General features: G+C 68.7%; 24 protein-coding genes. 8 read left to right on the top strand and 16 right to left on the bottom strand.

Going from position 1 to position 26,286, the window contains the following annotated elements:
• Nucleotides 1-70: 70 nt before the first annotated feature.
• On the top strand, nucleotides 71-913 hold the full coding sequence (locus tag NHL60_RS17715) for an NAD-dependent protein deacetylase (RefSeq protein WP_253446510.1): 843 nt from the start codon (nucleotides 71-73) through the stop codon (nucleotides 911-913).
• 6 nt (nucleotides 914-919) lie between these two features.
• Here NHL60_RS17715 and NHL60_RS17710 read toward each other — a convergent pair whose 3' ends face one another.
• A complete protein-coding gene (locus NHL60_RS17710) occupies nucleotides 920-1,294 on the bottom strand; it encodes a translation initiation factor Sui1 (protein WP_253446507.1) in 375 nt (124 codons plus the stop codon).
• A 72-nt stretch (nucleotides 1,295-1,366) separates the two neighbouring features.
• Nucleotides 1,367-2,056 carry an HAD family phosphatase gene (locus tag NHL60_RS17705; protein ID WP_253446504.1) on the bottom strand — a complete coding sequence of 230 codons (690 nt, stop codon included), beginning with the start codon at nucleotides 2,054-2,056 and terminating at the stop codon, nucleotides 1,367-1,369.
• 396 nt (nucleotides 2,057-2,452) lie between these two features.
• Between NHL60_RS17705 and NHL60_RS17700 the strand changes: the two genes are divergently transcribed.
• Nucleotides 2,453-2,758, top strand: a complete 306-nt coding sequence (locus tag NHL60_RS17700) for a hypothetical protein (RefSeq protein ID WP_253446501.1) — start codon at nucleotides 2,453-2,455, stop codon at nucleotides 2,756-2,758.
• A gap of 168 nt (nucleotides 2,759-2,926) precedes the next feature.
• On the opposite strand, the gene fba is transcribed toward NHL60_RS17700, so the two are convergent.
• The 6 genes from fba to tkt form a co-directional block, all read right to left on the bottom strand.
• A complete protein-coding gene (gene fba, locus NHL60_RS17695) occupies nucleotides 2,927-3,991 on the bottom strand; it encodes a class II fructose-bisphosphate aldolase (RefSeq protein WP_253446498.1) in 1,065 nt (354 codons plus the stop codon).
• Between the two features lie 85 nt (nucleotides 3,992-4,076).
• Nucleotides 4,077-5,246, bottom strand: a complete 1,170-nt coding sequence (locus NHL60_RS17690) for a phosphoglycerate kinase (protein WP_253446495.1) — start codon at nucleotides 5,244-5,246, stop codon at nucleotides 4,077-4,079.
• 36 nt (nucleotides 5,247-5,282) lie between these two features.
• Entirely contained in the window at nucleotides 5,283-6,362 is a 1,080-nt protein-coding gene (locus tag NHL60_RS17685; RefSeq protein WP_253446492.1) for a type I glyceraldehyde-3-phosphate dehydrogenase, read from the bottom strand.
• Between the two features lie 67 nt (nucleotides 6,363-6,429).
• Nucleotides 6,430-7,146 (bottom strand): LrgB family protein, encoded by a 717-nt coding sequence (locus NHL60_RS17680; RefSeq protein ID WP_253446489.1) that lies wholly within the window; start codon nucleotides 7,144-7,146, stop codon nucleotides 6,430-6,432.
• A complete protein-coding gene (locus tag NHL60_RS17675) occupies nucleotides 7,139-7,498 on the bottom strand; it encodes a CidA/LrgA family protein (protein WP_253446486.1) in 360 nt (119 codons plus the stop codon). Before NHL60_RS17675 ends, NHL60_RS17680 begins: the two co-directional genes overlap by 8 nt.
• 165 nt (nucleotides 7,499-7,663) lie before the next feature.
• Complete coding sequence (gene tkt / locus NHL60_RS17670) at nucleotides 7,664-9,658, bottom strand: transketolase (protein ID WP_253446483.1); 1,995 nt, start codon at nucleotides 9,656-9,658, stop codon at nucleotides 7,664-7,666.
• 279 nt (nucleotides 9,659-9,937) lie between these two features.
• Between tkt and metK the strand changes: the two genes are divergently transcribed.
• The gene (gene metK / locus NHL60_RS17665; RefSeq protein WP_253446480.1) at nucleotides 9,938-11,158 is read left to right on the top strand and encodes a methionine adenosyltransferase; all 1,221 of its coding nucleotides are present in this window, start codon (nucleotides 9,938-9,940) and stop codon (nucleotides 11,156-11,158) included.
• Between the two features lie 110 nt (nucleotides 11,159-11,268).
• Here the strand turns inward: metK and NHL60_RS17660 are convergent, their stop codons facing one another.
• Nucleotides 11,269-11,595 carry an SMR family transporter gene (locus tag NHL60_RS17660; protein WP_253446476.1) on the bottom strand — a complete coding sequence of 109 codons (327 nt, stop codon included), beginning with the start codon at nucleotides 11,593-11,595 and terminating at the stop codon, nucleotides 11,269-11,271.
• Nucleotides 11,586-11,948, bottom strand: coding sequence for an SMR family transporter (locus NHL60_RS17655; RefSeq protein WP_253446473.1), 363 nt, complete (start codon nucleotides 11,946-11,948; stop codon nucleotides 11,586-11,588). The genes NHL60_RS17660 and NHL60_RS17655 overlap by 10 nt, the downstream gene beginning before the upstream one ends.
• A gap of 116 nt (nucleotides 11,949-12,064) precedes the next feature.
• Between NHL60_RS17655 and NHL60_RS17650 the strand changes: the two genes are divergently transcribed.
• Together NHL60_RS17650 and ahcY are read left to right on the top strand one after the other, a co-directional pair.
• A complete protein-coding gene (locus NHL60_RS17650) occupies nucleotides 12,065-12,985 on the top strand; it encodes a LysR family transcriptional regulator (RefSeq protein WP_253446471.1) in 921 nt (306 codons plus the stop codon).
• Between the two features lie 72 nt (nucleotides 12,986-13,057).
• Complete coding sequence (gene ahcY / locus NHL60_RS17645) at nucleotides 13,058-14,467, top strand: adenosylhomocysteinase (RefSeq protein WP_253446468.1); 1,410 nt, start codon at nucleotides 13,058-13,060, stop codon at nucleotides 14,465-14,467.
• Here ahcY and NHL60_RS17640 read toward each other — a convergent pair whose 3' ends face one another.
• Nucleotides 14,468-15,403, bottom strand: coding sequence for an AEC family transporter (locus tag NHL60_RS17640; protein WP_253446465.1), 936 nt, complete (start codon nucleotides 15,401-15,403; stop codon nucleotides 14,468-14,470).
• A gap of 114 nt (nucleotides 15,404-15,517) precedes the next feature.
• Between NHL60_RS17640 and metF the strand changes: the two genes are divergently transcribed.
• Complete coding sequence (gene metF / locus NHL60_RS17635) at nucleotides 15,518-16,360, top strand: methylenetetrahydrofolate reductase [NAD(P)H] (RefSeq protein WP_253446462.1); 843 nt, start codon at nucleotides 15,518-15,520, stop codon at nucleotides 16,358-16,360.
• Nucleotides 16,361-16,496: 136 nt separating this feature from the next.
• Here the strand turns inward: metF and NHL60_RS17630 are convergent, their stop codons facing one another.
• The 5 genes from NHL60_RS17630 to prlC form a co-directional block, all read right to left on the bottom strand.
• Entirely contained in the window at nucleotides 16,497-18,698 is a 2,202-nt protein-coding gene (locus tag NHL60_RS17630) for a TRAP transporter fused permease subunit (protein WP_253446459.1), read from the bottom strand.
• A 94-nt stretch (nucleotides 18,699-18,792) separates the two neighbouring features.
• Nucleotides 18,793-19,776, bottom strand: coding sequence for a TAXI family TRAP transporter solute-binding subunit (locus tag NHL60_RS17625; protein WP_253446455.1), 984 nt, complete (start codon nucleotides 19,774-19,776; stop codon nucleotides 18,793-18,795).
• A 280-nt stretch (nucleotides 19,777-20,056) separates the two neighbouring features.
• Nucleotides 20,057-21,763 (bottom strand): Na/Pi cotransporter family protein, encoded by a 1,707-nt coding sequence (locus tag NHL60_RS17620; RefSeq protein WP_253446452.1) that lies wholly within the window; start codon nucleotides 21,761-21,763, stop codon nucleotides 20,057-20,059.
• A 1-nt stretch (nucleotide 21,764) separates the two neighbouring features.
• The gene (locus NHL60_RS17615; RefSeq protein ID WP_253446449.1) at nucleotides 21,765-22,010 is read right to left on the bottom strand and encodes a YheV family putative zinc ribbon protein; all 246 of its coding nucleotides are present in this window, start codon (nucleotides 22,008-22,010) and stop codon (nucleotides 21,765-21,767) included.
• Between the two features lie 64 nt (nucleotides 22,011-22,074).
• Nucleotides 22,075-24,123, bottom strand: coding sequence for an oligopeptidase A (gene prlC / locus NHL60_RS17610; protein WP_253446446.1), 2,049 nt, complete (start codon nucleotides 24,121-24,123; stop codon nucleotides 22,075-22,077).
• A gap of 139 nt (nucleotides 24,124-24,262) precedes the next feature.
• Here prlC and NHL60_RS17605 point away from each other — a divergent pair, with 139 nt between their 5' ends.
• Entirely contained in the window at nucleotides 24,263-25,603 is a 1,341-nt protein-coding gene (locus tag NHL60_RS17605) for a sodium-dependent transporter (RefSeq protein WP_253446443.1), read from the top strand.
• 20 nt (nucleotides 25,604-25,623) lie between these two features.
• Nucleotides 25,624-26,175: a gamma carbonic anhydrase family protein gene (locus tag NHL60_RS17600; protein ID WP_253446440.1), complete on the top strand. Its 552-nt coding sequence runs from the start codon at nucleotides 25,624-25,626 to the stop codon at nucleotides 26,173-26,175.
• Nucleotides 26,176-26,286 lie beyond the last annotated feature (111 nt).

Below are 26,286 nucleotides of genomic sequence, written 5' to 3'. Positions count from 1 at the left end.
ACAACCTTGCCCCCACGGGGCCATTCTCTTTCACTCGGTAAGCGGCGAGGAGAGGCGCGTGGAGCAGCCGGTGACACTGGAATCGCGACAGTTCGAGGCCCTGGCGGGCTTTGCCCGGCGCCATCCGCGCCTGGCGGTATTGACCGGGGCGGGCATCAGCACCGCCAGCGGGATTCCCGACTACCGGGATGCCGCCGGCGCCTGGAAGCGCTCGCCGCCCATGCAGCATCAGCAGTTCATGGGCAGCCAGGCGGCGCGCCAGCGCTACTGGGCGCGGGCCCTGGCGGGCTTTCGGGTGCTCGGTGAGGCGCGCCCCAATCCCGCCCACCGGCGGCTGGCCGAGCTGGAGGCGCTGGGCCGGGTGGCGGGGATCATCACCCAGAACGTCGACGGCCTGCACCAGCGGGCCGGCTCCCGGCGGGTGATCGATCTGCACGGCCGGGCCGACCGGGTGCGCTGCATGGGCTGCGGCGCCAACCGCATGCGCCACGACCTGCACGCCGAGCTGGCGCGGCTCAACCCGCGCTGGGCCGAGGTGTCGGCCCGGGCCGCGCCGGACGGCGACGCCGACCTGGAGGCGGACTTCTCCGACTTCCGGGTGCCCGACTGTAGCCGCTGCGGGCACGGCATCTGGAAGCCCGACGTGGTCTTCTTCGGTGACAGCGTGCCCCGGGAGAGCGTGGCGCGTGCCTTTGGCCTGCTCGAGAGGAGCGATGCGCTGCTGGTGGTGGGCTCCTCGCTGATGGTCTATTCGGGATTCCGCTTCGCTCGGGCGGCCGCCCGGGAGGGCAAGCCCATTGCCTGCTTCAACCTCGGCCGCACCCGCGCCGACGACCTCTACGCCCTCAAGGTGGAGGCGCCGGTGGAGGCCTCCCTGGCGGCGCTGCGGGCCCTCTGTGAAGGCGGTGCCTGAGGCCTCTCAGCCGCCGGCCAGCTTGACGGTATAGCCGCGCTTCTCCAGCTCCGCCTTGAGCCGCTCGCGCTGGTCGCCCTGGATCTCGATCACCCCCTCCTTCACGGCGCCGCCGGTGCCGCACACCTTCTTCAGCTGCTTGGCCAGGACCTTGAGCTCCGCCTCGGGGAGCGGCACGCCGGTGACCGTGGTGACCCCCTTGCCCTTGCGGCCGCTGGTTTCCCGGCGCAGGCGCACGATACCGTCGAGCTCGGCCAGCCGGGCCTGTTCGGCGAGTTCGGCGCAGCGGCAGGCGGCCACCGGCTCGCGGCAGTCGGGGCAGAGCTCCCCGTGCTCGGTGGAGTAGACGAGGCCGCGTAGCTGATCCTGCAGAGAAGGCATGAGAAGACTCCCGAAAGGGTGAATAAGGTGTCGGGGCGATGATAGCGCCGGCGGGCGCCGGCTGCATGGGGTTCAGCGCCCGGCGGCGCGGGCCAGGACCGGCTCCATGACCACCCGGGCCACCACGGCGGGCAGCTGGAACATGCTGGTGATCATGATGGCGCCCTCCGGCGTCTCCTCCACGTCGGGGTAGCGATTGAGGTGCACCACGCGCATGCCGGCCGCCAAAGCCGCCTTGACGCCCACCACCGAGTCCTCAATGGCCAGGCACTGCTCCGGTGAATAGCCCAGGGCGCTGGCGGCATAGCGATAGAGGCAGGGGTCGGGCTTCCAGCAGTTGGCGGTATAGGCGCTGAAGAGGCGGTCGCCGAAGAGGGTATCCAGGCCGGTGGCGCCGAGGGAGGTGCGGATCTTGCTCTCGGGACCGTTGGAGACCACGCCCATGGGGTAGTCGGCCAGGGCGGCCAGGGCTTCGCTGGCGCCCTCGATGGGGGTGAGCTCGGTAGCCAGGCGGCGGTTCAGGTTGGCGCGCATGGTCGCCTCCAGGGGCTCCAGCGCCGCCGGGTCGACGCTGCCGTGGCGGTTCTCCAAGGCGGCGACGATGCGCCGGAAGCGTGCCCCGCGAAACTCACCCACGTAGTCGCTGGCCTGGAAGGGCAGGCCCACGGCGTTGAGCGCCGTGGCCATTTCGTCGGCGAGCAGCGGCTCGCTGTCGACCAGGGTGCCGTCGCAGTCGAAGAGCAGACAGAGGGGGCGGCCCATCACCTAACCTCGCGGGAAATTGCCGAGCGTGATCATGTGAATATTAAAGCCTAGTTTCAGGTTTTTGTGAACACTGTTTCCGTTGTTGGAGCCGGATGGGGGCAGAGATGCTTCATCGGGTCCTTCGGGGCCGGCGGGCTGTGTCGGCGGGCCCCATGTGTCAGATTTTACCACCCCGGTGCGGCGTCCGGAGCGAGCCTTTCGGCCGGCGGGGGTTATTTCAACGTTATGATTTTAATTTATTTTTCGTTTTCATGGCACGGCTTGGCCCGGCTTCTGCAACTCTCTGGGCGAGCAGGACCCGGTGGCGCAGGACGACAGGCTCGCCGCCGGTACAGGAAGCCAGGAGGCTTCATTTCAGGAAACTCAGGTTCAGACCCCACAGGAGGCGCGAACATGATGTCCAAGGAATTTCTCAAGAAGCTCGGTATCTTCGGTATCACCGTTGGCCTGACCGCAAGCCCGCTGGCCTTCGGCTTCGGCGAGCAGCCCGATGAGCCCCAGGAGCCTGCGCCGCATGAGGAGCCGGCCCCGGATGAGAACTGGGGCGGTGCCGGCACCGACGACCCCTTCGCGGGCACTGAGGCCGAAGGCTCCGACTACGAGACCGAGTACGAGAATGAGGAAGAGGAGTGGACCTTCGACGAAGAGGAAGAGCAGGAGTGGGAGACCCCTGACGAGGACGAGGAATCCACCTGGTAATCGCCTCGCCACTCCCCTCCGAGGAAGCCGCTTCCTCACTGACGCCCCCGGCCCTGGCCGGGGGCGTCGTCGTTGGTGGGAGGCGGCTGGGTACGGAAACGACGAGGGGCGGCCCGGTGGGCCGCCCCTTGCGGTGCTCGCCTGCCGCGGCGGGCAGGCGTCGGCGCCTTACTTCACCTTGGGCGCCAGCTCGCCGCTCTCGTAGCGGGCGACCATGGCTTCCAGGCTGATCGGCCTGATCTTCGAGGCGTGGCCGGCGGTGCCGAAGGCCTCGTAGCGGGCGATGCAGACGTCGCGCATGGCGGAGACGGTCTCCTTGAGGAACTTGCGCGGGTCGAACTCGCTGGGGTTCTCGGCCAGGAAGCGACGCACCGCCCCGGTGGAGGCCAGGCGCAGGTCGGTGTCGATGTTGACCTTGCGCACGCCGTGCTTGATGCCCTCGACGATCTCCTCCACCGGCACGCCGTAGGTCTCGGGGATCTCGCCGCCATAGCGGTTGATCACCTCGAGCCACTCCTGGGGCACCGAGGAGGAGCCATGCATCACCAGGTGGGTGTCGGGGATGCGGGCGTGGATCTCCTTGATGCGCTGGATGGAGAGGGTGTCGCCGGTGGGCGGCTTGGTGAACTTGTAGGCGCCGTGGCTGGTGCCGATGGCAATGGCCAGGGCATCCACGCCGGTGGCCTTGACGAACTCGGCGGCCTCCTCCGGGTCGGTGAGCAGCTGCTCCATGTCCAGCTTGCCCTCGGCGCCGATGCCGTCCTCTTCGCCGGCCATGCCGGTCTCCAGGGAGCCCAGGCAGCCCAGCTCGCCCTCCACGGAGACGCCGCAGGCGTGGGCCATCTCCACGGTGCGACGGGTGACGTCGACGTTGTAGTCGTAGTCCATCGGGGTCTTGCCGTCCTCGCCCAGGGAGCCGTCCATCATCACCGAGGAGAAGCCCAGCTGGATGGAGCGCTGGCACACCGCGGGGCTGGTGCCGTGGTCCTGGTGCATGCAGACCGGGATATGCGGGAACTCCTCCACCGCGGCCAGGATCAGGTGGCGCAGGAAGGGGGCGCCGGCGTACTTGCGGGCGCCGGCGGAGGCCTGGACGATCACCGGGGAGTCGGTGCGATCGGCGGCTTCCATGATGGCGCGCATCTGCTCGAGGTTGTTGACGTTGAAGGCCGGAACGCCGTAGCCGTACTCGGCGGCGTGGTCCAGCATCTGGCGCATGCTGATCAGTGCCATGGTGTCACCTTTTTGCGTGGCCGCGGCGCCCGGGGCGCCGCGAGTCGGTCGTTGGGGAGATGGGGTAATGAGTGCCTGGAGTCTATCAGGCCCGCTCGGCGGCTGCCTCGAGGGCGGCCACTGCCGGCAGGGTCTTGCCCTCCACGTACTCGAGGAAGGCGCCGCCGCCGGTGGAGATGTAGGAGACCCGGTCCGCGATGGCGTACTTGTCGATGGCGGCCAGGGTGTCGCCGCCGCCGGCGATGGAGAAGGCCGGGCTCTCGGCGATGGCCCGGGAGATCACCTCGGTGCCGTGGCCGAACTGGTCGATCTCGAACACGCCCACGGGGCCGTTCCAGAGGATGGTGCCGGCGTCCTTGAGCATGGCGGCCAGGCGCGTGGCGCTCTCGGGGCCGATGTCGAGGATCATCTCGTCGTCGCTTACCTGGTCCACCGGCTTGACCACGGCCTCGGCGGCGTCGGAGAACTCGGTGGCCACCACCACGTCGGTGGGCAGCGGGATCTCGACCCTGGCCATCAGGGCCTTGGCCTGGTCGATCAGATCGGCCTCATGCAGCGACTTGCCGACATTGTGGCCCGCCGCGGCGATAAAGGTATTGGCGATGCCGCCGCCGACGATCAGCTGGTCGCACTTCTCGGAGAGGGCGTTGAGCACGTCGAGCTTGGTGGAGACCTTGGAGCCGCCGACGATGGCGGTCAAGGGCCGGGCCGGGGTGGCCAGCGCCTTCTCCAGGGCATCGAGCTCGGCGGCCAGCAGGGGGCCGGCGCAGGCCACCGGCGCAAAGCGCGCCACGCCGTGGGTAGAGGCCTGGGCGCGGTGGGCGGTGCCGAAGGCGTCCATCACGTAGATGTCGCACAGGTCGGCGTACTGCCGGGCCAGGGTCTCCTCATCCTTCTTCTCACCGGCGTTGAAGCGCACGTTCTCGAGCAGCACCACCTCGCCGTCGGCCAGGTCCAGCGCCACGTCGAGGTACTCCTTGACCAGGGACACCGGACGGCCCAGCAGCTCGCCAAGTTGCTCGGCCACCGGCGCCAGGGAGAACTCCTCGGCGGGCTCGCCCTCGGTGGGACGGCCCAGGTGGCTCATCAGCATCACCTTGGCGCCGGCATCCCGGGCGGCCTGAATGGTGGGCAGCGCCGCGCGCAGGCGGGCGTCGCTGGTCACCTTGCCGTGCTTGACGGGCACGTTCAGGTCCTCGCGGATCAGCACGCGCTGGCCGCTGAGGTCGAGGTCGGTCATCTTGCGCACGTTCATCGGGGCGTGTTCCTCATCTGAGCAAACGAAAAGCGGTCAAGGGGTGTCGAGGGGCAGGGCGGCCAGGCGCCGGCCGACGTCGAGCATGCGGTTGGCGAATCCCCACTCGTTGTCGAACCAGCACAGCAGCTTGAGCAGGCGGCCGCCGGCCACCCGGGTCTGGGTGGCGTCCACGATACCGGAGCGCGGATCGTGGTTGAAGTCGACCGAGGCCATCGGCTCCTCGGTGTAGCCGAGCAGCCCGGCCAGTCGGCCGCGGCTCGCCTCGGCGAGCAGGGCGTTGACCTCGGCGGCGCTGGTCTCCCGGCGCACCGTGAGGCTGATATCCATGGCCGAGACGTTGATGGTCGGCACCCGGACATGGAGGCACTCGAAGCGCCCGGCCAGGTGGGGCACCAGGCGGTTGATGCCCAGGGCCAGGCCGGTATCCACCGGCACGATGGAGTGCATCGCCGAGCGGGTCAGGCGCAGATCGGTCTGGTGGTAGGCGTCGATCACCGGCTGGTCGTTCATGGCCGAGTGGATGGTGGTGGTGACGCCGTGCTCGATGCCCAGGGCCTCGTCCAGCACAGTGAGCACCGGCACCAGGCAGTTGGTGGTGCAGGAGGCGGCCGAGACGATGCGGTGGGAGGCGGCCAGGTCGCCGTCGTTGATGCCGGTGACGATGGTGGCGTCCACGTCGCTCTCCGCCGGCTGGGAGAAGAGCAGGCGGCCGGCGCCGGCCGCCAGGTGGCGGGATGCCGTGGCGCGATCCTTGAAGCTGCCGGAGCACTCCAGCACCAGGTCGATGCCCAGCTCCCGCCAGGGCAGGCGCTCGGGGTCGGATTCGGAGAGCACCCGGATGGGGTGGCCATCGATGACCAGGCGACCGTCACCCGTCTCCACCTCGCCGGGGAAGCGGCCGTGGGTGGTGTCATAGCGAGTCAGGTAGGCGATGGTATCGAGATCCGAGAGCTCGTTGATGGCGACGATCTCCAGCGACGCAGCGCTCTCGCCGATCGCTCTGCCCCGCTGCCGTGTGGCTCTCTGCTGTTCGGCCCTCTGTTCTTCAAACAGGGCACGCAGCACGCACTGGCCGATGCGGCCGTAACCGTTGATGGCGATGCGGTAGGCCATGGCGGTGGTGGAGGCTCCAGGTCGCGGGGTGTCACGAGGGAAATGAAAGGCGCAATTCTAGCGCACTTCAGCCGGCGAGTCCCGGCAGCCGCCAGGCCAGTGGCAGCAGCAGGGCGGTGAGGATGCCGGTGAGGCTCATGCCCAGGGAGGCGAAGGCGCCGGCGGTGGGGCCGATCTCGAAGGCGCGCACCGTGCCCAGGGCGTGGCCGTTGATACCCAGGGCGAGCCCCAGCAGGCGCTGGTCGCGGATGCCCAGCCCGCGGGCCACCAGGTCGACGAAGCCGATGGCGGCAACGCCGGTCAGCAGCAGGCCCCCCATCATCAGCGCCACCGAGCCGCCGAGCTGTTCGGTGATGCCGATGGCGATGGGGGCGGTGACCGACTTCGGCGCCAGGGAGGCCATCACCTCCGGCGAGGCGCCCAGCAGCCAGGCGATGGCCACCGCGTAGAGGGCCGCCATGGCGGAGGCGATGGGCAGGCAGACCAGCAGCGGCCGCCAGAGGTCGCGGATATGAGCCATCTGCTGGTAGAGCGGCAGCCCCAGGGCCACGGTGGCCGGGCCCAGCAGCAGCATCAGCCAGCCGGCCCCCTCCCGGTAGTCGGCGTAGTCGATGCCGGTCAGCGCCAGCACCCCGGCCAGCAGCAGGGCGGCGACCAGAATCGGCGGGCACCAGCTCGGTGCGCCCACCAGGCGGAACAGCCGGGCGCCGGCGAAGTAGGCGGCAAGCGTCAGGGCGATGGCCAGCAGCGGGGTGGCCAGCAGGTGGTCGAGGAGCTCACTCACGGCCGGGCTCCTCCCCGACGATCAGGCGGCGCATCAGCCACAGGGTGGTGAAGACGCTGAGCAGGGTACCCCCCACCAGGGCGCCGAGGATCGCCGCCCACTGGCCGCTCAGGCTATCGAGGATAAAGAAGACGCCGACGACGCCGGGCATGATCAGCATGGCCAGCACATTGATCAGCGGCCGGGCGGCGGCGGCGATATCGGCATTCACGCTGCCCCGAAGCACCAGCCAGAGGGTGAGCAGCAGCATGCCCGCCACGCCGGCGGAGACCGGCAGCCCCGTCAGGGTGACCAGCGCATCGCCGAGCAGCAGGAAGCCCAGCAGCCAGAGAAAACCGCGCAGAACGGGCATCGAGGCTCCTTGAGAAGAGAAGGCGGAATCGAAGTGGCATGTTAGCACGCTATCGGCTGTCCCGAGGCCGCGCGGCGCTGAAGACGTTGCGCTGCGTTGAAAACAAAGGGGGCGCAGCCGACTGGCTGCGCCCCCTGTCACTCTGGGCAGCGGAAGCGGAGAGGATCAGCCCTCCAGCAGCTCCCTGGCTTCCTGCACCAGGTTCTCGACGGTGAAGCCGAAGTGCTTGAACAGGTCGCCGGCCGGCGCGGACTCGCCGTAGGTGCTCATGCCGATGACGCGGCCGTTGAGGCCCACGTACTTGTACCAGTAGTCGCGATGGCTCGCCTCGATGGCGATCCGCTTGGTGACGCTGCTCGGCAGCACCTTCTCGCGGTACTCGGCCTCCTGGCCGTCGAAGCGGAAGGCGGAGGGCATGGAGACCACGCGCACGGCGTGGCCCGCCTGCTCGAGCTCGGCCGCGGCGTCCATGGCCAGGCCGACCTCGGAGCCGGTGGCGATCAGGATCAGCTCCGGAGTACCTTCGCTGTCCTTGAGGACGTATCCACCGCGCTGGATATTGCCCAGCTGCTGCTTGGTACGGGTCTGGTGCGGCAGGTTCTGACGGGAGAGCACCAGGGCGGAGGGGCCGGAGTGGCGCTTGAGGGCGGCATCCCAGGCGGCAGCCGTTTCCACGGCGTCACAGGGGCGCCAGGTGGCCAGGTTGGGAGTGGAGCGCAGGCTGGCCAGCTGCTCGATGGGCTGGTGGGTGGGGCCATCCTCGCCCAGGCCGATGGAGTCGTGGGTGAAGACGAAGATCGCCTGCTGATCCATCAGGGCCGCCATGCGCACGGCGTTGCGCATGTACTCCATGAAGATCAGGAAGGTGGCGCCGTAGGGCACGAAGCCGCCGTGCAGGGCGATGCCGTTCATGATGGCGCCCATGCCGAATTCGCGCACCCCGTAGTGCAGATAGTTGCCGTCCGGCGTCTCCGGGGTGATCGCCTTGGCGCCGTTCCAGAAGGTCAGGTTGGAGGGCGCCAGGTCGGCGCTGCCGCCCAGCAGCTCGGGCAGCTGCGGGCCCAGCTCGTTGAGGCAGTTGAGCGAGGCTTTGCGGCTGGCGATGCTCTCTTCGGCCTGGTTGGCCTTTTCCTGGAGGGCTTCGCTCTTCAGGTCGGCGGGCAGCTTGCGCTGCAGGCGGCGCTGGAACTCGCGGGCCAGCGCCGGATACTCTTCGCGATAGCGCTCGAAGCGCGCCTGCCACTCGCTCTGGGCGGCGCTGCCCTGCTTGCGAGCGTCCCAGCCCTGGTAGACGGGCTCCGGGATGTGGAAGGGGGCGTGGGGCCAGTCGAGCTGCTGGCGGGCGGCGGCGACCTCCTCCTCACCCAGGGGGGCGCCGTGGCACTCCTCCTTGCCCTGCTTGTTGGGGGCGCCGAAGCCGATGACGGTCTTGCAGATGATCAGGCTCGGCTTGTCGTCGTGGCTCTTCGCCAGCTCGATGGCGGCCTTGATCTCCTCGGGCTTGTGGCCGTCGACGTTGGGCACCACGTGCCAGCCGTAGGCCTCGAAGCGCTTGGCGGTGTCATCGGTGAACCAGCCTTCGACCTCGCCGTCGATGGAGATGCCGTTGTCGTCGTAGAAGGCGACCAGCTTGCCCAGCTTCTGGGTGCCGGCCAGGGAGCACACCTCGTGGGAGATGCCCTCCATCAGGCAGCCGTCGCCCAGGAACACATAGGTATTGTGGTCGACGATGGTGTGCCCGGGGCGGTTGAACTGTGCCGCCAGGGTCTTCTCGGCGATGGCCATGCCCACGGCGTTGGCCAGGCCCTGGCCGAGGGGGCCGGTGGTGGTCTCGACGCCCGGCGCGTAGCCGTATTCCGGATGGCCGGCGGTCTTGGAGTGGAGCTGGCGGAAGCCCTGCAGCTCTTCGAGGCTCAGCTCATAGCCGCTGAGGTGCAGCAGGGAGTAGAGCAGCATGGAGCCGTGGCCGTTGGAGAGCACGAAGCGGTCGCGGTCGGGCCACTTGGGGTCGGCCGGGTTGTGCTTGAGGTAGTCGTTCCACAGCACTTCGGCGATATCGGCCATGCCCATGGGCGCACCGGGGTGGCCGGACTTGGCCCGCTGGACGGCATCCATGGACAGGGCGCGAATGGCATTGGCCAGTTCGAAACGGGACGGCATTGGGTAGCTCCTCGCCTGCGGCAGAATGCCTGCCTTCGCTGGGGGAGCAGCGAAGGCAGGCATTCCGGCTGGGGTAAGCCGCCGCGGGACGCTCGCGGCGGAATCGAATTCGGTCCCTTTATTGTCGCCGACTTGACGCCGCGCTTCAAATCGTGGATGCCTCGCCCTGCCCCAGGGTGTAGACTCTTGGCCCCAAAAGGCCAGGGCTTCGCGCCCGTTCGCGCCGCCCAGATCATCCGGCGCAGTCGCACTGCCGCACCACACAAGGTCGAGGACGCCATGAGCGAATACTCCCTCTTTACTTCCGAGTCCGTTTCCGAGGGGCATCCGGACAAGATTGCCGATCAGATTTCCGATGCGGTGCTGGACGCCATCATTGCCCGCGACAAGCAGGCCCGGGTGGCCTGCGAGACCCTGGTCAAGACCGGGGTGGCCATCGTCGCCGGCGAGATCAGCACCTCCGCCTGGGTCGACCTGGAGGAGCTGGTGCGCCAGGTGATCCTGGATATCGGCTACACCTCCTCGGACGTGGGCTTCGACGGTGAGACCTGCGGCGTGCTCAACCTGATCGGCAAGCAGAGCCTGGATATCGCCCAGGGGGTCGATCGCAGCCACCCCGAGGACCAGGGGGCCGGCGACCAGGGGCTGATGTTCGGCTACGCCACCAACGAGACCGACTCCTTCATGCCGGCGCCGATCCACTACGCCCATCGCCTGGTGGAGCGCCAGGCGGAGCTGCGCAAGCACGGCCTGCTGCCCTGGCTGCGCCCGGATGCCAAGAGCCAGGTCACCTTCCGCTACGACGCCGAGGGCAAGCCCTGCGCGGTGGAGGCGGTGGTGCTCTCCACCCAGCACGATCCGGGCATCGACCAGGAGGAGCTGCGCAAGATGGTCAAGCGCGAGATCATCGAGCAGGTGATTCCCGCCGAGTGGCTCTCCGAGACTACCCAGTATCACATCAACCCCACCGGCAAGTTCGTGATCGGCGGTCCGGTGGGCGACTGCGGCCTGACCGGGCGCAAGATCATCGTCGATACCTACGGCGGCATGGCCCGCCACGGCGGCGGCGCCTTCTCCGGCAAGGACCCCTCCAAGGTGGACCGCAGCGCCGCCTACGCCGGCCGCTACGTGGCCAAGAACATCGTCGCCGCGGGGCTGGCCGACAAGTGCGAGATCCAGGTCTCTTACGCCATCGGCGTGGCCGAGCCCACCTCGGTCTCCATCAACACCTTCGGCACCGGCAAGGTGGACGACGCACGGATCATCGAACTGGTGCGCGAGCACTTCGACCTGCGCCCCCACGCCATCACCCGCATGCTCGACCTGCTGCACCCCATGTACCGGCTCACCGCGGCCTACGGCCACTTCGGCCGCGAGCCCTTCGAGACCTCCTACACCTGGACCGATACCCAGGGCGAGGAGCATACCGAGACCTTCACCGCCTTCCCCTGGGAGAAGACCGACCGCGCCAACGCCCTGCGCCAGGCCGCTGGTCTCTGACGCCCGGCGCCCGAGCCTTCTGTATCACCCCGGTGAACGGGACAGCGCCCGGCCAGCAGAACTGGCCGGGCGCTGCCGTATGGCTCGCGGGCGGGCGGTGAGCGGCCCGCTCAGGCCGTCTTGATCACGATGACGGCGATGATGACCACCAGGATGCCGCTCCAGCCCAGGGCGTTGAGGCGCTGACCGAACCACCAGCGGCCGCCCAGGGCGGTGCCCAGGATGCCCAGGGCGCCCCAGGTCGCATAGGCGATGGCCAGGTCCATGTGCCTGACCGCCTGAGCCAGCAGGGTGAAGGCCCCGAGCACCAGCAGGATGGCCAGGATGCCCCAGCCTCGACGGCGAAAGCCGTCGGAGAGGTTGAGCAGCAGGTTGGCGGCCACGTCCAGGACGGCGGCGCCCACCACCAGCAGCAGCGGCAGACCGATCAGCGACATGCTGTGTGCTCCTCTACGGCGGCCGGGGCATGCACTTCGCCGGCGTTGATCATCACGATACCCACCACCACCAGGCCGAGGCCGACCAGCTCCTGGGTCGACAGCACGCTGTCGAAGACCAGCAGCGACAGGGCGGTGATCAGTGCGATGCCGACGCCTTCCCACATGGCGAAGGCCACGCCCACGGCGATGCGCTTCACGGCGAAGCCCAGGAAGACGTAGGAGAGGGCGATGCAGGCGTACATGACCAGGTAGCCGAGTGGGCCGCCCTCCTGGCTCAGCAGGTTCATGGTGCTGACGCCGGAGACCTCGGTCAGGATCGCCAGCAACAGAAAGGTCCAGGCAAGCAGCATAAAAATGTCTCTCCGTGTCATGGGGTGGGGTGCCATTCTAGGTGGGGCCGGGTGCCTGCCATAATCGCTCGGCGTCAGCTATTCTGACGCCTGATGCGCAAGTCCGAGGAGCTGCCGTGCCGCTCAACATGACGCTGATTCAGATCGAGGAGCTGCTGGAGACCTGCCATCGCGGCTCCATCGCCGCGGCGGCACGGGCGCTGGGCAAGAGCCGGGGAGCGGTCAGCATGAGCCTATCGGCGCTGGAGGATCAGCTCGGTGTGACGCTCTTTCAGCGCCGCGGCAACCGCCTGGCGCCTACGCCGTTGGCGCTGGAGCTGCTGGATGACTGCCGGCGCCTCAGCGACCTGGCCCGGGCCATCGAGGCGCGCTGTCATCGCCACCTGGAAGGCGAAGAGGCGCTGCTGCGTATCGCCCGCGACGATGCGCTGCCGGAAGCCTTCTGGCGTGATCTGGTGGCGGAGATGAGCGCTACCTTTCCCGCTCTGAGCCTGGGCTTCGGCCTCTCGCCGGCGGCGGAGCTGGCGACGACGCTGGCCGAGGGCGCCGTGGATCTGGGGCTCGGGGTCATGGACGAGGAGATCCACGTGGCCGGCAGCGAGCGGCTGGTGCTGGGAGACGTGGACATGCTGATGGTGGTCTCGCCCAAGCATCCGCTGGCCCGGCTGGGTCGAGTGACCCAGCGGGACCTGCGCGAGCACCCCTTCATCGCCCAGAGCTGGTACGGGGAAGGAGGGCTGCGCCAGGCGCGGCTCGATGTGCGTCAGCGCATCGGTGTCTCCCACTTCGAGCTGATGCGCGATATGGCGAGCGACGGCATCGGCTGGGCGCTGGTGCCGGCGCCGCTGGCGAGGGAGCGCCTCGAGGACGGCCGGCTGACCCTGCTGGCCCACCCCGAAGCGGTGCAGCCCCAGGCTTTCGTGGCGTTGCGCTCCCGCGACTTCCGCGATGGCCGAATCACCAACTGGCTGCTGGAGCGCCTGAGGGGCTACCTGGCCCGGCATGGCCGGCTGGCTGGACGGCCGTTGATGGATTGAGAGGGGGCTTGGCGGGACGCGGCGCGGGCGGCCTATAGTGAAGGTCACCCTGCTCCCTGGAAGAGGTGACCCATGACCCAGCCCGCCGTGACTCCCCCCACCCGTCAGGACTTCAAGGTGGCGGACCTCGCCCTGGCCGAGTGGGGCCGCCGCGAAATTCGCATCGCCGAGACCGAGATGCCCGCCCTGATGGCGATCCGCGCCAGGTATCGCGACGCTCGGCCCCTGGCGGGGGCGCGCATCGCCGGCTGCATCCACATGACCATCCAGACCGCGGTGCTGATCGAGACGCTCGTCGATCTGGGCGCCAGCGTGCGCTGGTCGTCGTGCAACATCTTCTCCACCCAGGACCATGCCGCCGCGGCTGTCGCGGCCGCCGGCATCCCGGTGTTCGCCTGGAAGGGCGAGAGCGAGGCGGAGTTCTGGTGGTGCATCGAGCAGACCGTCGAGGGGCCCGACGGCTGGACCCCCAACCTGGTGCTCGACGACGGCGGCGACCTTACCGCGCTCCTGCACGACAAGTATCCGGAGCGGCTCGACGCCATCCACGGCATCAGCGAGGAGACCACCACCGGGGTGCATCGCCTGCAGGAGATGTTGCGCGATGGCCTGCTTAGGGTGCCCGCCATCAACGTCAACGACGCCGTGACCAAGTCGAAGAACGACAACAAGTACGGCTGTCGCCACTCCCTGAGCGATGCCATCAAACGCGCCACCGACCATCTGCTGGCCGGCAAGCAGGCGCTGGTGGTGGGCTACGGCGACGTGGGCAAGGGCTCGGCGGCGTCGCTGCGCCAGGAGGGGATGATCGTCAAGGTGGCCGAGATCGACCCGATCTGCGCCATGCAGGCCTGCATGGACGGCTTCGAGGTGGCCTCGCCCTACGTTGGCGGCCTCAATCGCGGCGCCGAGAGCGTCGACCGCGGGCTGCTGCAGAGAATCGACCTGGTGGTGACCGCCACCGGCAATATCGACGCCTGCGATGCGGCCATGCTCGAGGCCCTCAAGCCGGGGGCCGTGGTGTGCAATATCGGCCACTTCGACAGCGAGATCGATACCGCTTTCCTGCGTCGCCAGTGGCACTGGGAGGAGGTCAAGCCCCAGGTGCACAAGGTCTACCGGGACAGCCGGCCGGGCCACTTCGACCCCGAGAGCCGCGACTATCTGATCCTGCTCGCCGAGGGGCGGCTGGTGAACCTGGGCAATGCCACCGGCCACCCGTCACGGGTGATGGACGGCTCCTTCGCCAACCAGGTGCTGGCGCAGATGCACCTCTACCAGGGGCGCTTCGCCGAGCTGCCCGCGGAAGAGAAGCGCGAGGCGCTGGCGGTCAGGGTGCTGCCCCGCCATCTGGACGAGGAGGTGGCCCGCTACATGGTGGAGGGCTTCGGCGGGGTGATCACTCGCCTGACCGAGGCCCAGGAGGCCTACACCGGCGTGCCCGCCGACGGCCCCTACAAGCCCGACAGCTACCGCTATTGATCACAGTCCCGCCAGCCGCATCATCAGCGTCAGGTAGAGCGGGATCAGCAGCGGGGCGGCCAGGGTGGTGGCCAGCACGGCGAGCGCCCCCTTGGCCGGGGCGATGCCGAGCTCCATGGCCACCACCACCACGTTGGCGGCCATGGGCACCACCCCCAGCAGCAAAAGCGCCATGGCCATCTCCCGGGAGAGCGGCACCAGGGACTGCAGGGCCAGCACGCTGCCCAGGGCCAGCAGCGGCCACATCACGCTGCGCACCGCCACGCAGGCGGCCATGAAGCGGCCGTCGATCTCGCGCAGCGAGACCCGCCCCAGGGTCATGCCGATGATCATCATGCCGAGCAGCGTATAGGTGGCGGGAAAGACCGCCAGGCCCTGCATGGCGGCCTCCGGCACTGTCAGGTCCAGGCCGCTGACCACCAGCGCCGCCAGGAAGGCGTAGACCAGCGGTAGCCGCACGATCTTGGTCAGGCTGTCGGCCACCGAGAACTGCCCCCGGGCGGAGAGGTAGAAGCCCACCGTGAACTCGTAGAGGGTGATGCCCAGCACGCAGAAGAGGTAGAGGGTCACGCCCTCCGGCGGCAGCAGCACCATGGCCACCGGCAGGCCGAAGTAGCCGGTGTTGCCGGTGCCGGCGGAGAAGGCGAGCAGGGCGCTCTCCTGGGGGGGGAAGCGGTGCCGCGTCAGGCGGTGCACGGCCAGGGCCAGCAGGCTGGAAACCAGGAAGGCGGCCAGGGTCAGCAGCAGATAGTCCGGCGTGGGGCCGCCCTGGACCAGCCCGCGGAAGAAGGTGAGCGGTGCGACCAGATAGATCAGCAGGGTGGCGATGGGGCGCGGGTCGATGGCCAGCCGCCGGGCGGCCAGCCAGCCCAGGGCGATATAGGCCAGCAGGGTCCAGAGCGGGCCCATCAGGGTCGCCGGGTCGAGGACGGTCATGGAATCTCCGAACTTGAAGAAGATTGATGATGGGGCCGCGAATCTTTCATTGGAGCCCCGAACATGCAGCGGTCACAATGGCACCATTATGCAACGTTTTCATGAGGTCATCCGATGAGCACGCAGGAACATCCGCTGGGTATCAGCTTCGAGTTCTTCCCGCCCAACACCGATGCCGGCCGGGAGAAGCTGGTCAAGGTGCGCGATGCCCTGGCGGAGCGCGGGCCGCGCTTCTTTTCGGTGACCTACGGGGCCGGCGGCTCCACCCAGGATCGCACCCTGAACACGGTGCGTCAGGTGCGTGATTCGGGCATTACCACGGCGCCCCACCTCTCCTGCATCGGCAGCGAAAAGGGGCAGCTGCGGGAGCTCCTGGCACGCTATCGCGAGGAGGGGATCAACAGCCTGGTGGCCCTGCGCGGCGACCTGCCCTCGGGCATGGGCGGCATCGGCGAGCTGCGCTACGCCAACGAGCTGGTCGAGTTCATTCGCGAGGAGAGCGGGGATCACTTCGAGATCGCCGTGGCCGCCTATCCGGAGTCGCATCCCCAGGCGCCGAGCTTCGACCGCGATGTCGAGAACTTTGCCCGCAAGATGAAGGCCGGCGCCAACCTCGCCATCACCCAGTACTTCTTCAATGCCGACGCCTACTTCCACTTCGTGGAGCGGGCGCGCGCCCTGGGCGTCGAGGCGCCCATCGTGCCGGGCATCATGCCGATCACCAACTACACCAAGCTGGCGCGCTTCTCCGACGCCTGCGGAGCCGAGATTCCGCGCTGGATCCGCAAGCAGCTCGAGGCCTATGGCGACGACAGCGAGGCCATCGCGGCCTTCGGCGAGGAGGTGATCTCGCGCCTCTGCCAGCGTCTGCTCGACGGCGGCGCCCCGGGGCTGCACTTCTACACCCTGAACCAGGCCGCCCCGACCCTAAAGGTTCTGGATAACATTGTTGGTTGAGAGGGCGCGGCCGGGAGTCACCGCCTACGCCGAGGACGAGACACGATAAATGCGCGAGGCCCCGCCAATGGCGGGGCCTCGCGCGTTGGGGCGACCGCGGCCCGGGAAGAGGGCCCGCCGGGCAGGCCCTTGCCGGTCAGCCGCTGCTGGTGGCTGCCTGGGGCGAGCCGCCGCCGCCGTGCAGCTTGCGCTGCATCATGAACAGGGCGGCGCCGATGGCCAGGCCGGCCACGTCGGTGTAGATGCCGCCGTAGATCATGAACATGGCGCCCACGAACATCACCAGGCGCTGCCACAGCTTCACCGGCCCGAAGAACCAGGCCTGGACGGTGCCCGCCAGCAGCACGATCCCCAGAGTGGCGGTGACGCCGACCCGCAGGATCTGCGGCCAGGTGCCCTCCATCAGCATGGCCGGGCTGTAGAAGAACATGAAGGGCACGATGAAGGCGGCCAGGCCGACCTTGAAGGAGGTCACGGAGGTGGCCATGGCGTTGTCGCCGGAGATGCCCGCCGCGGCATAGGAGGCCAGGGCCACTGGCGGGGTGATCGCCGAGACCACCGCGAAGTAGAACACGAAGAAGTGCGCCACCAGCGGCTGGATGCCGATATTGATCAGGCCGGGGGCCACCACCGAGGCGGCTACCGCATAGGCGGCGGTCGTCGGCATGCCCATGCCCAGCAGGATCGAGATGCACATGGCGAAGAACAGCGCCAGCAGCTGGCTGACCCCGGCCAGACCCAGCAGCAGGGAGGAGAAGCGCGCGCCCACGCCGGTCAGCGAGATCACGCCGACGATGATGCCCGCGCAGGCGCAGACGGCGATGATCTGGATCGACATGGTGCCGGCCAGCTGCAGCGCCTTGAGGATCTCGCGGATGCCCATCCTGTTGGGAGAGAGCCAGCTCACCACGGCGGCGGAGGCGGTGGCCAGGGTGCCGGCGCGGATCACCGAGTAGCCCATGAACAGCGCGGCGATCAGGATGATGATGGGGGCGAAGAGATAGACCTGCTTGGCCAGCTTCGAGAAGAGCGGGATCTCGTCCTTGCGCATGCCGCGCATGCCCTTGCGGGCCGCCTCGAAGTCCACCATGCAGTAGACCGAGAGGAAGTAGAGGATGGCGGGGATGATCGCCGCCATGGCGATCTCGGTATAGGGGATGCCGGTGATCTCGGCCATGATGAAGGCGCCGGCGCCCATGATCGGCGGCATGATCTGCCCGCCGGTGGAGGCGGCGGCCTCGATGGCACCGGCGCTGCGGCCCGGGTAGCCCACCTTTTTCATCAGCGGGATGGTCAGGGAGCCGGTGGAGACCACGTTGCCGGCGCTGGTGCCGTTGATCATGCCCATCAGGCCCGAGGCGAAGATGGAGACCTTGGCGGGGCCGCCCCGGGCGCGGCCGGCCGCGGCGAAGGCGAAGTTGACGAAGTAGTCGCCCACCTTGGAGGCCTGCAGGAAGGCTGCGAAGATGATGAAGAGGATGATGTAGGTCGAGGAGACCGCGGTGGTCGGGCCGAGGATGCCGGTATCGGTATAGAGCTGGCTGAAGAAGCGGTTGAAGGAGAGCCCCGGATAGCCCAGGAAGCCCGGCAGGTAGGGGCCTGCCCAGACGTAGGCCAGGAAGATGGCGGAGATCACCACCAGGGCCATGCCGGCCACGCGGCGGGTCAGCTCGAGGATCAGCAGCGAGCCGGCCAGTGCCGCATAGGAGATGCCGATGGGGGCGAAGGCGGTACCGGTGGAGGCGCGCAGCGGGGTGCCGAAGATCAGGATCAGGTAGCCGGCCACGGCCAGGGCGCCGACCATCAGCACCAGGTCGGGGGGCGATAGCTTCTGGCGCACCTGGCGATAGGTCCAGGAGAGCAGGATGGCGGCGCTGACGGCGAAGATCAGCGGGTAGCCGAAGTGCCAGGCCTCGATAGCCGGGTCGATGCGCATGGCGCCGCCCGCGATCATCTGGTTCATGCGCCAGACCTGGAAGAGCGCGTAGCCGGCAGGAATCAGCAGCGCGTAGCTGATCCAGCCCAGCCAGGGCGGCGACTGCCTGACGCTGGCCTCGCCGGCGAAGCGGGTGCCGGTGTAGAGGGCGAAGCCGAGGATCAGGGCGCCGGCGATATGCACGATGCGAAACGACCAGGTCTCCATCGGGTAGACGTTGAGGGAGACCAGGTGGAAGGTGGCGTAGATGATGGCCAGGGCGCCGAAGAGCAGCCACTGCCAGCCGACGTAGAGGCGGCGGTTTGACTCGACGATCTCCTCGTCGACGCCCTCGGCAACGGTGTCGGGGACGTGCGGGGCGGCATCCTCGGAGCCCTTGTGCGGGTCGGGGGTGTGATTCATGGGACATTCACCCTTGGGTGGGGTAGACGGCTTGGGGACGACAAGCCCCGCGCCGGCGCTGCCGGGGCGGGGCGAGGTGTGCCAGCGGAAGGGCTTAGTTGATCAGCGACTCGTCGATCTCGTAGCCGTTCTCCTGGTACCAGCGCGCCGCACCCGGATGGAAGGGCAGCACGGTGTTGTGCACGATATTCTCCGGGATGGTGGTCTCGGCGGAGCGGTGTACGTTACGCATCTTGTCGTTGTTCTCCATGGTCGCCTTGGTGACTTCGTAGATGAAGTCCTCCGGCAGGTCGCAGCGGGAGATGGCGAAGTTCCACATGGAGACCGCCCGGGCATCCTCTTCCAGGGTGCTGTAGGTGCTGGCGGGAATCCAGAACTCGGAGACCGGGAAGTTCTCCAGCACCGTGGCCTGCTCCTCCTCGGTGAACTCGATGATGTTGACGTTGGTCTGCACCTCGAGCTGGCTGACCGCCGGGATCGGGATGCCGGCGGCGAAGGCGATGACGTCCAGCAGGCCGTCCTGAAGCTGGCCGCCCAGGTCGGACCAGCCGCCGTTGCGGCGCTGGAAGTCGACGCCGAGCTCCTCGAGGATGGCCGGGAAGTAGGTGTCGGAGGTGGAGGCCGCAGGGCCGAAGCCGATGCGGGCGCCGTCCGGGATATCGGAGATCGACTCGATGCCGGAGCTGCGCAGGGCGGTGATGGAGAACGGGGTCTCGTACATCGGGAAGAGCGCGCAGACGTTGTCCATGGGGATGCCGGGAGCCAGCGGACTCTCGCCCTTCACCGCATCGGCGGCGGGGCCCATGGTGGTCAGGCCGAAGGCCAGGTCGCCGGTATGCACCAGTGCCAGGTTCTGGGTCGGACCGCCGGTCACCTCGCCGCCGCCGGAGAGGCCCAGCTCGTCGGCTACCAGGTTGGCCCAGCCGGAGCCGTAGACGTAGTAGGTGCCGCCCTGACTGGCGGTGCCCACGGTGAAGTTGGAGGGCCAGTCGCTGCGGTCGGCCTGGGCGGCGGCTGCGGCGACCAGCAGGGAACCGGCGACGGTGCCGGCGAGAAGCTTGGTGGAGAGGTGACGCATGGCGTGACTCCGAGACATGTGATTGTTGGATGGTGCCCCCGGTCGGTGGGCCCGTGCAGTTGCCTGCACAGTCTGGCAGCTCCCCTGGAGCCTGCCGCCGCCGAGCGAGAAGGCGATTCAACGCTGTACATGGCAAGGGTCGGGCCAGACGCCATCAAAAGCCATGATTTCAATCAATTGCGCTGGCGCTTTGAGACCTTGGTCGAAGAGGCGGCGGGTCGCCGGTGGCGGATCACCGCACGCCGGCGGGGGTGACCGTGTGCGGAAATCCGCACGAGGGTCAGGCGGGCGTCAGGGCTCCCATCAGGCGCGTCGCCTGATGCAGATCGTTCATCAGCGAGGAGGCGAGCCAGGGGTCCAGGCGGTGCTGACGCAGCCGCTCGGCCAGGGCCTGCTGCCACTGCTCGCGCACCTCGTCGATGGGCGAGGTGACATCCGCCGACTCCGGTGCGACGGCCAGGCGGTTGAGGCCCCGGGCCAGGGCCAGGCGGATATCGTCATGGGCCTCGCGCAGGGGGCTGGCCGGGGCGGCATGGCGCATCAGGCTGCGCTGCAGCACCTCGCCGAAGCGTACCGCCTCCACCATGCGCAGGGTGCGCGAATAGAGGGTGGCGAGCCGCGCCTGCTGGGCGTCGGTGAGGGGCATGTCGAGTCGGGCATAGAAGTCGAGGATCTCCGCCATCAGCGGCTTGATCTGCTCGTGATAGCGGGCGTTGACCTTTGGCCAGGCGCTGGGGTCGATGCGCGCCTTGACCGCCTCCCGGCTGGGCGGGTGGCCGATGACGTCGGCGCTGGGCATCAGGATCGCCGAGCAGAGCAGGTGGTAGGCGCGCCGGTTGAGGCGCTGACACTCCTGCTCCATGGCGGCAAGTGCCGTGTCGGCGTGCTCCAGGGCGGTGCTGTTCAGGTAGCGTGCCTGGGCGGGCGGGATGCGCGCAGGCTCGGGGAAGGCGCGCTCCAGCCGTGCGGCGAGCCGCGGAATCAGCGGCAGCATCAGGGCGATGCCCAGCAGGTTGAACAGGGTGTGGAAGAGCGCCAGCTTGAGCGGCCAGGCGTCCGCGGCGAGGCCGATCAGCTCGGCCAGCTCATCCACCAGCCAGGCCAGCGGCACCAGCAGCGCCAGGGCCACGGCGGCGGTGACCAGGTTGAACACCACGTGGGCGCCGGCCAGGCGCCTTGCCGCCGCCCCGGCGCCCAGCGCCCCCAGCACCGCGGTGACGGTGGTGCCGATATTGGCACCGATGGCGATGGCCAGGGCCGGCAGGTAGGGCAGCTGTCCGCCGGCCAGAGCCGCCAGGGTAATCAGCAGGGTGGCGTGGCTCGACTGCATCACTACCGTGGCGACGATGCCGAAGAGTACGAACAGCGGCCAGTGCCAGATGCTGCCGCCGGCCAGGCCGTCCAGGGAGAGGCCGTCCTGCCACGCCTCGAAGCCGAGCTTCATGAAGTCGATGCCGAGAAACAGCAGGCCGATGCCCAGCAGCACGCCGGCCGCCGCGGCGCGGCCATCCTTGAGCACTCGCGAGCCCAGCAGCCCCAGGGCCAGGAAGGGCATGGCGAAGTGGGCGAGGTCGAAGCGCAGGCCGAAGCCGGAGATCAGCCAGGCGCCGGTGGTGGTCCCGAGGTTGGCGCCAAACAGCAGGGCGATGGCGCCGGGCAGGGCGACGAGGCCCGCACCGACGAAGGAGAGCGAGAGCAGGGTGACCAGGGAGCTGGACTGCACCAGCGCCGTGGCGGTGGCGCCGACGCCGATGGCGCGCAGGGGATGACGGGTGGCCGCGTGGAGCCAGCGGTTCAGGGTGCCGCCCGAGAGGCGCTTGATGGCGTCACTCAGGTGGGTCATGCCCCACAGGAAGAGGCCGAGCCCGGCGGCCAGGGTGGCCAGGTCCATGCGCGCCAGCAGCAGGGCGGCGGCGGCGGCAAGCCCCAGCGCCTCCAGGTGGTGGCGCCGCGACAGCAGCGCCTCTGCCACTCCCTGGCGATTCACGTCAGTGTCCCTTGGGGTCGAGGATCTTCACCGGCTGGAAGTCCTCCTGGCTCTGCTCCTCGCGCGCCTGGTTGACGCGGGTGGTCAGCTCGGGAAGTGTCTCGTCCTCGATGGGCAGCTGCTCGAAGAAGTCGCAGCTGACGCACTCACGGTAGCGGATGCCGTGCTGTTCCCAGCTGCGGATGCGGTCCATCTCCGCGCAGCGCGGGCAGATGGCGCCGGCAATAAAGCGTTTGGCTACGGCCATGTTGTCTCCAGGGGTGAAGGGAAGGCGATGCCGCCGAGGCCGGCTCGGCGGCAGGGGGGACGGTTCAGGCCGCCCGGATGCCGCTGTGGCGCAGCAGCGGTTCGACGCTGGGCTCGCGGCCGCGGAAGGCGCGGAACAGCTCGGCGGCATCCCGGGCGCCGCCCTGCTCGAGGATCTCGGTGCGGAAGCGGCGGCCGGTCTCGGGGTCGAAGATACCCGCTTCCTCGAAGGCGCTCCAGGCGTCGGCGGAGAGCACCTCGGCCCACTTGTAACTGTAGTAGCCCGCGGCATAGCCGCCGGCAAAGATATGGCTGAAGCCGTTCTGGAAGCGGTTGAAGGGGGCGCGGGGCACCACCGAGACGCGACTGCGCACCTCGTCGAGCAGCCCCTGGACCTCATCGGCCGCGGGGGCCTCGAGCTCGTGGTGCAGGCGCAGGTCGAAGATCGAGAATTCCAGCTGGCGCACCATGCCCATGGCGGACTGGAAGTTCTTGGCCGCCTGGAGCTTCTCCAGCAGCTCGGCGGGTAGCGGCTCGCCGCTCTCCACGTGGCCGGCAATCAGGTCGAGGCCCTCGCGCTCCCAGCAGTAGTTCTCCATGAACTGGCTGGGGAGCTCCACGGCGTCCCAGGCCACGCCGTTGATGCCGGAGATGTCCGCCACCGTCTGCCGGGTCAGCATATGGTGCAGGCCGTGCCCGAACTCGTGGAAGAGGGTGGTGACCTCGTCATGGGTGAGCAGCGCGGGCTTGTCGCCTACCGGGCGGGTGAAGTTGCAGGTCAGGTAGGCCACCGGCAGCTGGAGGCTGTCGCCCTCCAGGCGGCGAACCCGGCACTCGTCCATCCAGGCGCCGCCGCGCTTGCCCTCCCGGGCGTAGAGATCCAGGTAGAAGCCGGCGATGGGAGTACCGCCCTCCAGGATGCGGAAGAAACGCACATCCTTGTGGTAGCGGGGCGCCTCGTTGTCCTCCTCGAAGGTGACGCCGAAGAGCCGCTCCACCACCTGGAAGAGACCATCCACCACCCGGGGGGCGGGGAAGTAGGGGCGCAGCTGCTCCTGGGAGATGGCGTGGCGCGCCTCGCGCAGCTTCTCGCTGGCGTAGCCCACGTCCCAGGGGGCGAGCTCGGCCATGCCCAGCTCCTCCCGGGCGTAGGCCTCGAGCTCGGCGAACTCCTCCTTCGCCTGGGGCACGGCGCGGCGGGCCAGGTCCTCGAGGAAGTCGAGCACCTGAGCGGGCGACTCGGCCATCTTGGTGGCCAGCGACAGGTCGGCATAGGTGGCAAAGCCGAGCAGCTCGGCGAGCTCCCGGCGCAGGGCCAGGGTCTCCTCCATGATCGGGGCGTTGTCGTACTCTCCGGCGTGGGGGCCCTGATCGGAGGCCCGGGTCACGAAGGCGGTATAGACCTCACGGCGCAGCTCGCGGTCGTCGGCGTAGCTCATCACCGGGAAGAAGCTCGGGAAGTCCAGGGTGATCCGATAGCCGGCCTGGCCCTTGGCCTCGGCGTTGGCGCGCAGGGCGGCAAGGGCGCTCTCCGGCAGGCCGGCCAGGCGGCTCTCGTCGGCGAGGTCCAGGTGCCAGGCCTGGGTGGCGTCGAGCAGCTGGTTGGAGAAGGTATTGCCGAGCTCCGAGAGGCGCGCCTTGATCTCGCCGTAGCGCTGCTTCTGCTCGGCGGGCAGGTCTACCCCGGCCAGGCGGAAGTCGCGCAGGGTGTTCTCCACCGTGCGGCGCTGTCCCGCGTCGAGCTCGGCCCAGGCCGGCCCCTCCTTGAGGGCCTGCCAGGCGCGGAACAGCCCCTCATGCTGGCCGAGCCAGGTGCTGTACTCGGAGAGCTTGCCCAGGCAGGCCTGATAGGCCTCGCGTAGCTCGGGGCTGTTCATGGTGCCGTTGAGGTGGGAGACCGGCGACCAGGCCCGGGAGAGGCGGTCGTTGAGGGACTCCAGGGGGGCGGCCAGGCTCGCCCAGCTGGGTGCCTCGCGGCTCGCCTGCTCGACCAGCGCCTCGATGGCGCGGCGGTTCTCGGCCAGCAGCTCCTCCACGGCCGGTACCACCTGGTCGGCGTGGATCTCGTGGAAGGGGGGGAGCTCATGGGATTCGAGCAGCGGGTTGCGGGACATGCGCACCTCGGGGGTCGGGGGAGTGTAATGAGGCTTAGATGCGGGCGCCGGGCCCGGGTTTCAATGCGTACGTTTGGCCGGCAGGAGCCGGCCTGCTAGGCTTGCCGCCTTTCATGATGGCCCGGCGGGAGGGCAGACGATGAGCGAGACCCTGGAGCGCTGGAGCACGCGGCGCGCCTTTATCCTGGCGGTAACCGGTGCCGCGGTGGGGCTGGGCAACATCTGGCGCTTCCCCTATATCACCGGCGAGAACGGCGGAGCGGCCTTCCTGCTGCTCTATATTGCCTTCGTGCTGCTGCTGGGGCTGCCGGTGATGATGGCCGAGATCATGGTGGGGCGCGCCGGCCGGCGCAGCCCGGTGGCGTCCCTGGGCCACCTGGCGGCCGAGGTCGGCGCCAGCCGCCACTGGCGGCTCCTGGGGCTGTTCGGGGCCTTCACGGTGTTCTGCATCCTCTCCTTCTACTCGGTGGTATCGGGCTGGTCCATCGAGTTCCTGGTCACCTCCATCAACGGCGGTTTCGTGGGGGCCTCGGCCGCCGAGATCGGGGCCGGCTTCGATGCCTTCCTGGCCGACCCGGGACGCATGACCTTCAACCATACCCTCTTCCTGGCCATGACCATGCTGGTGGTGGCCGCCGGCGTGGCCAAGGGGCTGGAGCGGCTCAACAACCTGCTGATGCCGCTGCTCTACGTGCTGCTGCTGCTGCTGGCCGGCTACGCCGCCACCACCGAGGGCTTCGGTCCGGCCCTGGCCTGGCTCTTCATGCCCGACTTCTCGGCGGTGACGCCGCTGGTGGTGATGCACGCCATGGGCCACGCCTTCTTTACCCTGGCGGTGGGGGCCTGCGCGCTGATGGCCTACGGCGCCTACATGCCGGACCGTCAGAGCCTGCCCCGTGCCGCCGGCGCCGTGGCGGTGCTGGATGTCTCGGTGGCGCTGCTGGCCGGCATCGCCATCTTCTCGGTGGTCTTCGCCCAGGGCATGGACCCGGGCGAGGGGCCGGGGCTGATGTTTGTCACCCTGCCCGTCGCCTTCGCCCAGCTGCCCTGGGGGGCGCTCTGGCTCAGCGTCTTCTTCCTGCTGCTGCTGCTGGCCACCTGGACCTCCTCGATCAACCTGGCCGAACCCATGGTGGCGACCCTGCAGGGACTGGGGCTCGCCCGCGGCCCGGCGGCGGCCCTGGTGGGCCTGGCGGTCTGGCTGGTGGGGCTGCTCAGCGTGCTCTCCTTCTCGACCCTGGCCGAGTGGCGACCGCTGTTCGGCATGAACGCCTTCGAGCTGGTCAGCACCATCCCGCCGGAGATCTTCCTGCCGCTGGGGGGGCTGCTGATCGCCATCTTCGCCGCCTGGGTGATGTCCGAGGAGGCGGCCCGCCGGGCGCTCGGCGTGACGCCCGGCGCCTTCGCCGTCTGGCGCGGCCTGGTGCGCTGGGTCGCCATTCCCCTGACGCTGGTAGTATTGGTGGCCGGCCTGTTCTGAACCGACACGAGGATTTCACGATGAGCGCGACAACGGCGATTCGCCCCTGGAAGGACACCACTCCCCGGCTCGGTGCGCGGGTCTATATCGATCCGGCCAGCCTGGTGCTGGGCGATGTGGAGCTTGGGGATGACAGCTCGGTGTGGCCCATGGCGGTGGTGCGCGGCGACATGCACCGCATCCGCATCGGCGCGCGTACCAGCGTGCAGGATGGCTGCGTGCTGCATATCACCCACGCCAGCGACTTCAATCCCGGCGGCTTCCCCCTGACCATCGGCGACGACGTCACCATCGGCCACAAGGCGATCCTGCACGGTGCGACCCTGGGCAGCCGCATCCTGGTGGGCATGGGGGCTATCGTCATGGACGGCGCCGTGGTGGAGGACGAGGTGATCATCGCCGCCGGCGCGGTGGTGACCCCGGGCAAGCGCCTGGAGAGCGGCTACGTCTATGCCGGCAATCCGGCCAAGGCGCTGCGTCCCCTCAAGGAGAAGGAGCGCGCCTTCTTCCCCTATACCGCCGGCAACTATGTCAGGCTCAAGGATGAATACCTGGGTCAGGCCCAGGGGTGACGACTCGGTGGCAATGAAGGAATAATTTCCTAAGCCATTGTTTCCCCATGCCGAGGCGGTGATAATCTGGCGATTTATCCAGTACGCATTTCTGCAGTTCATCGAGGGCTC

This window comes from Halomonas sp. Y3, assembly GCF_024137965.1.
Classification (GTDB): Bacteria; Pseudomonadota; Gammaproteobacteria; order Pseudomonadales; family Halomonadaceae; genus Halomonas; species Halomonas mongoliensis.
The sequence above is the reverse complement of the archived record's forward strand: the minus strand, read 5'-3'. Positions and strand labels throughout refer to the sequence as shown.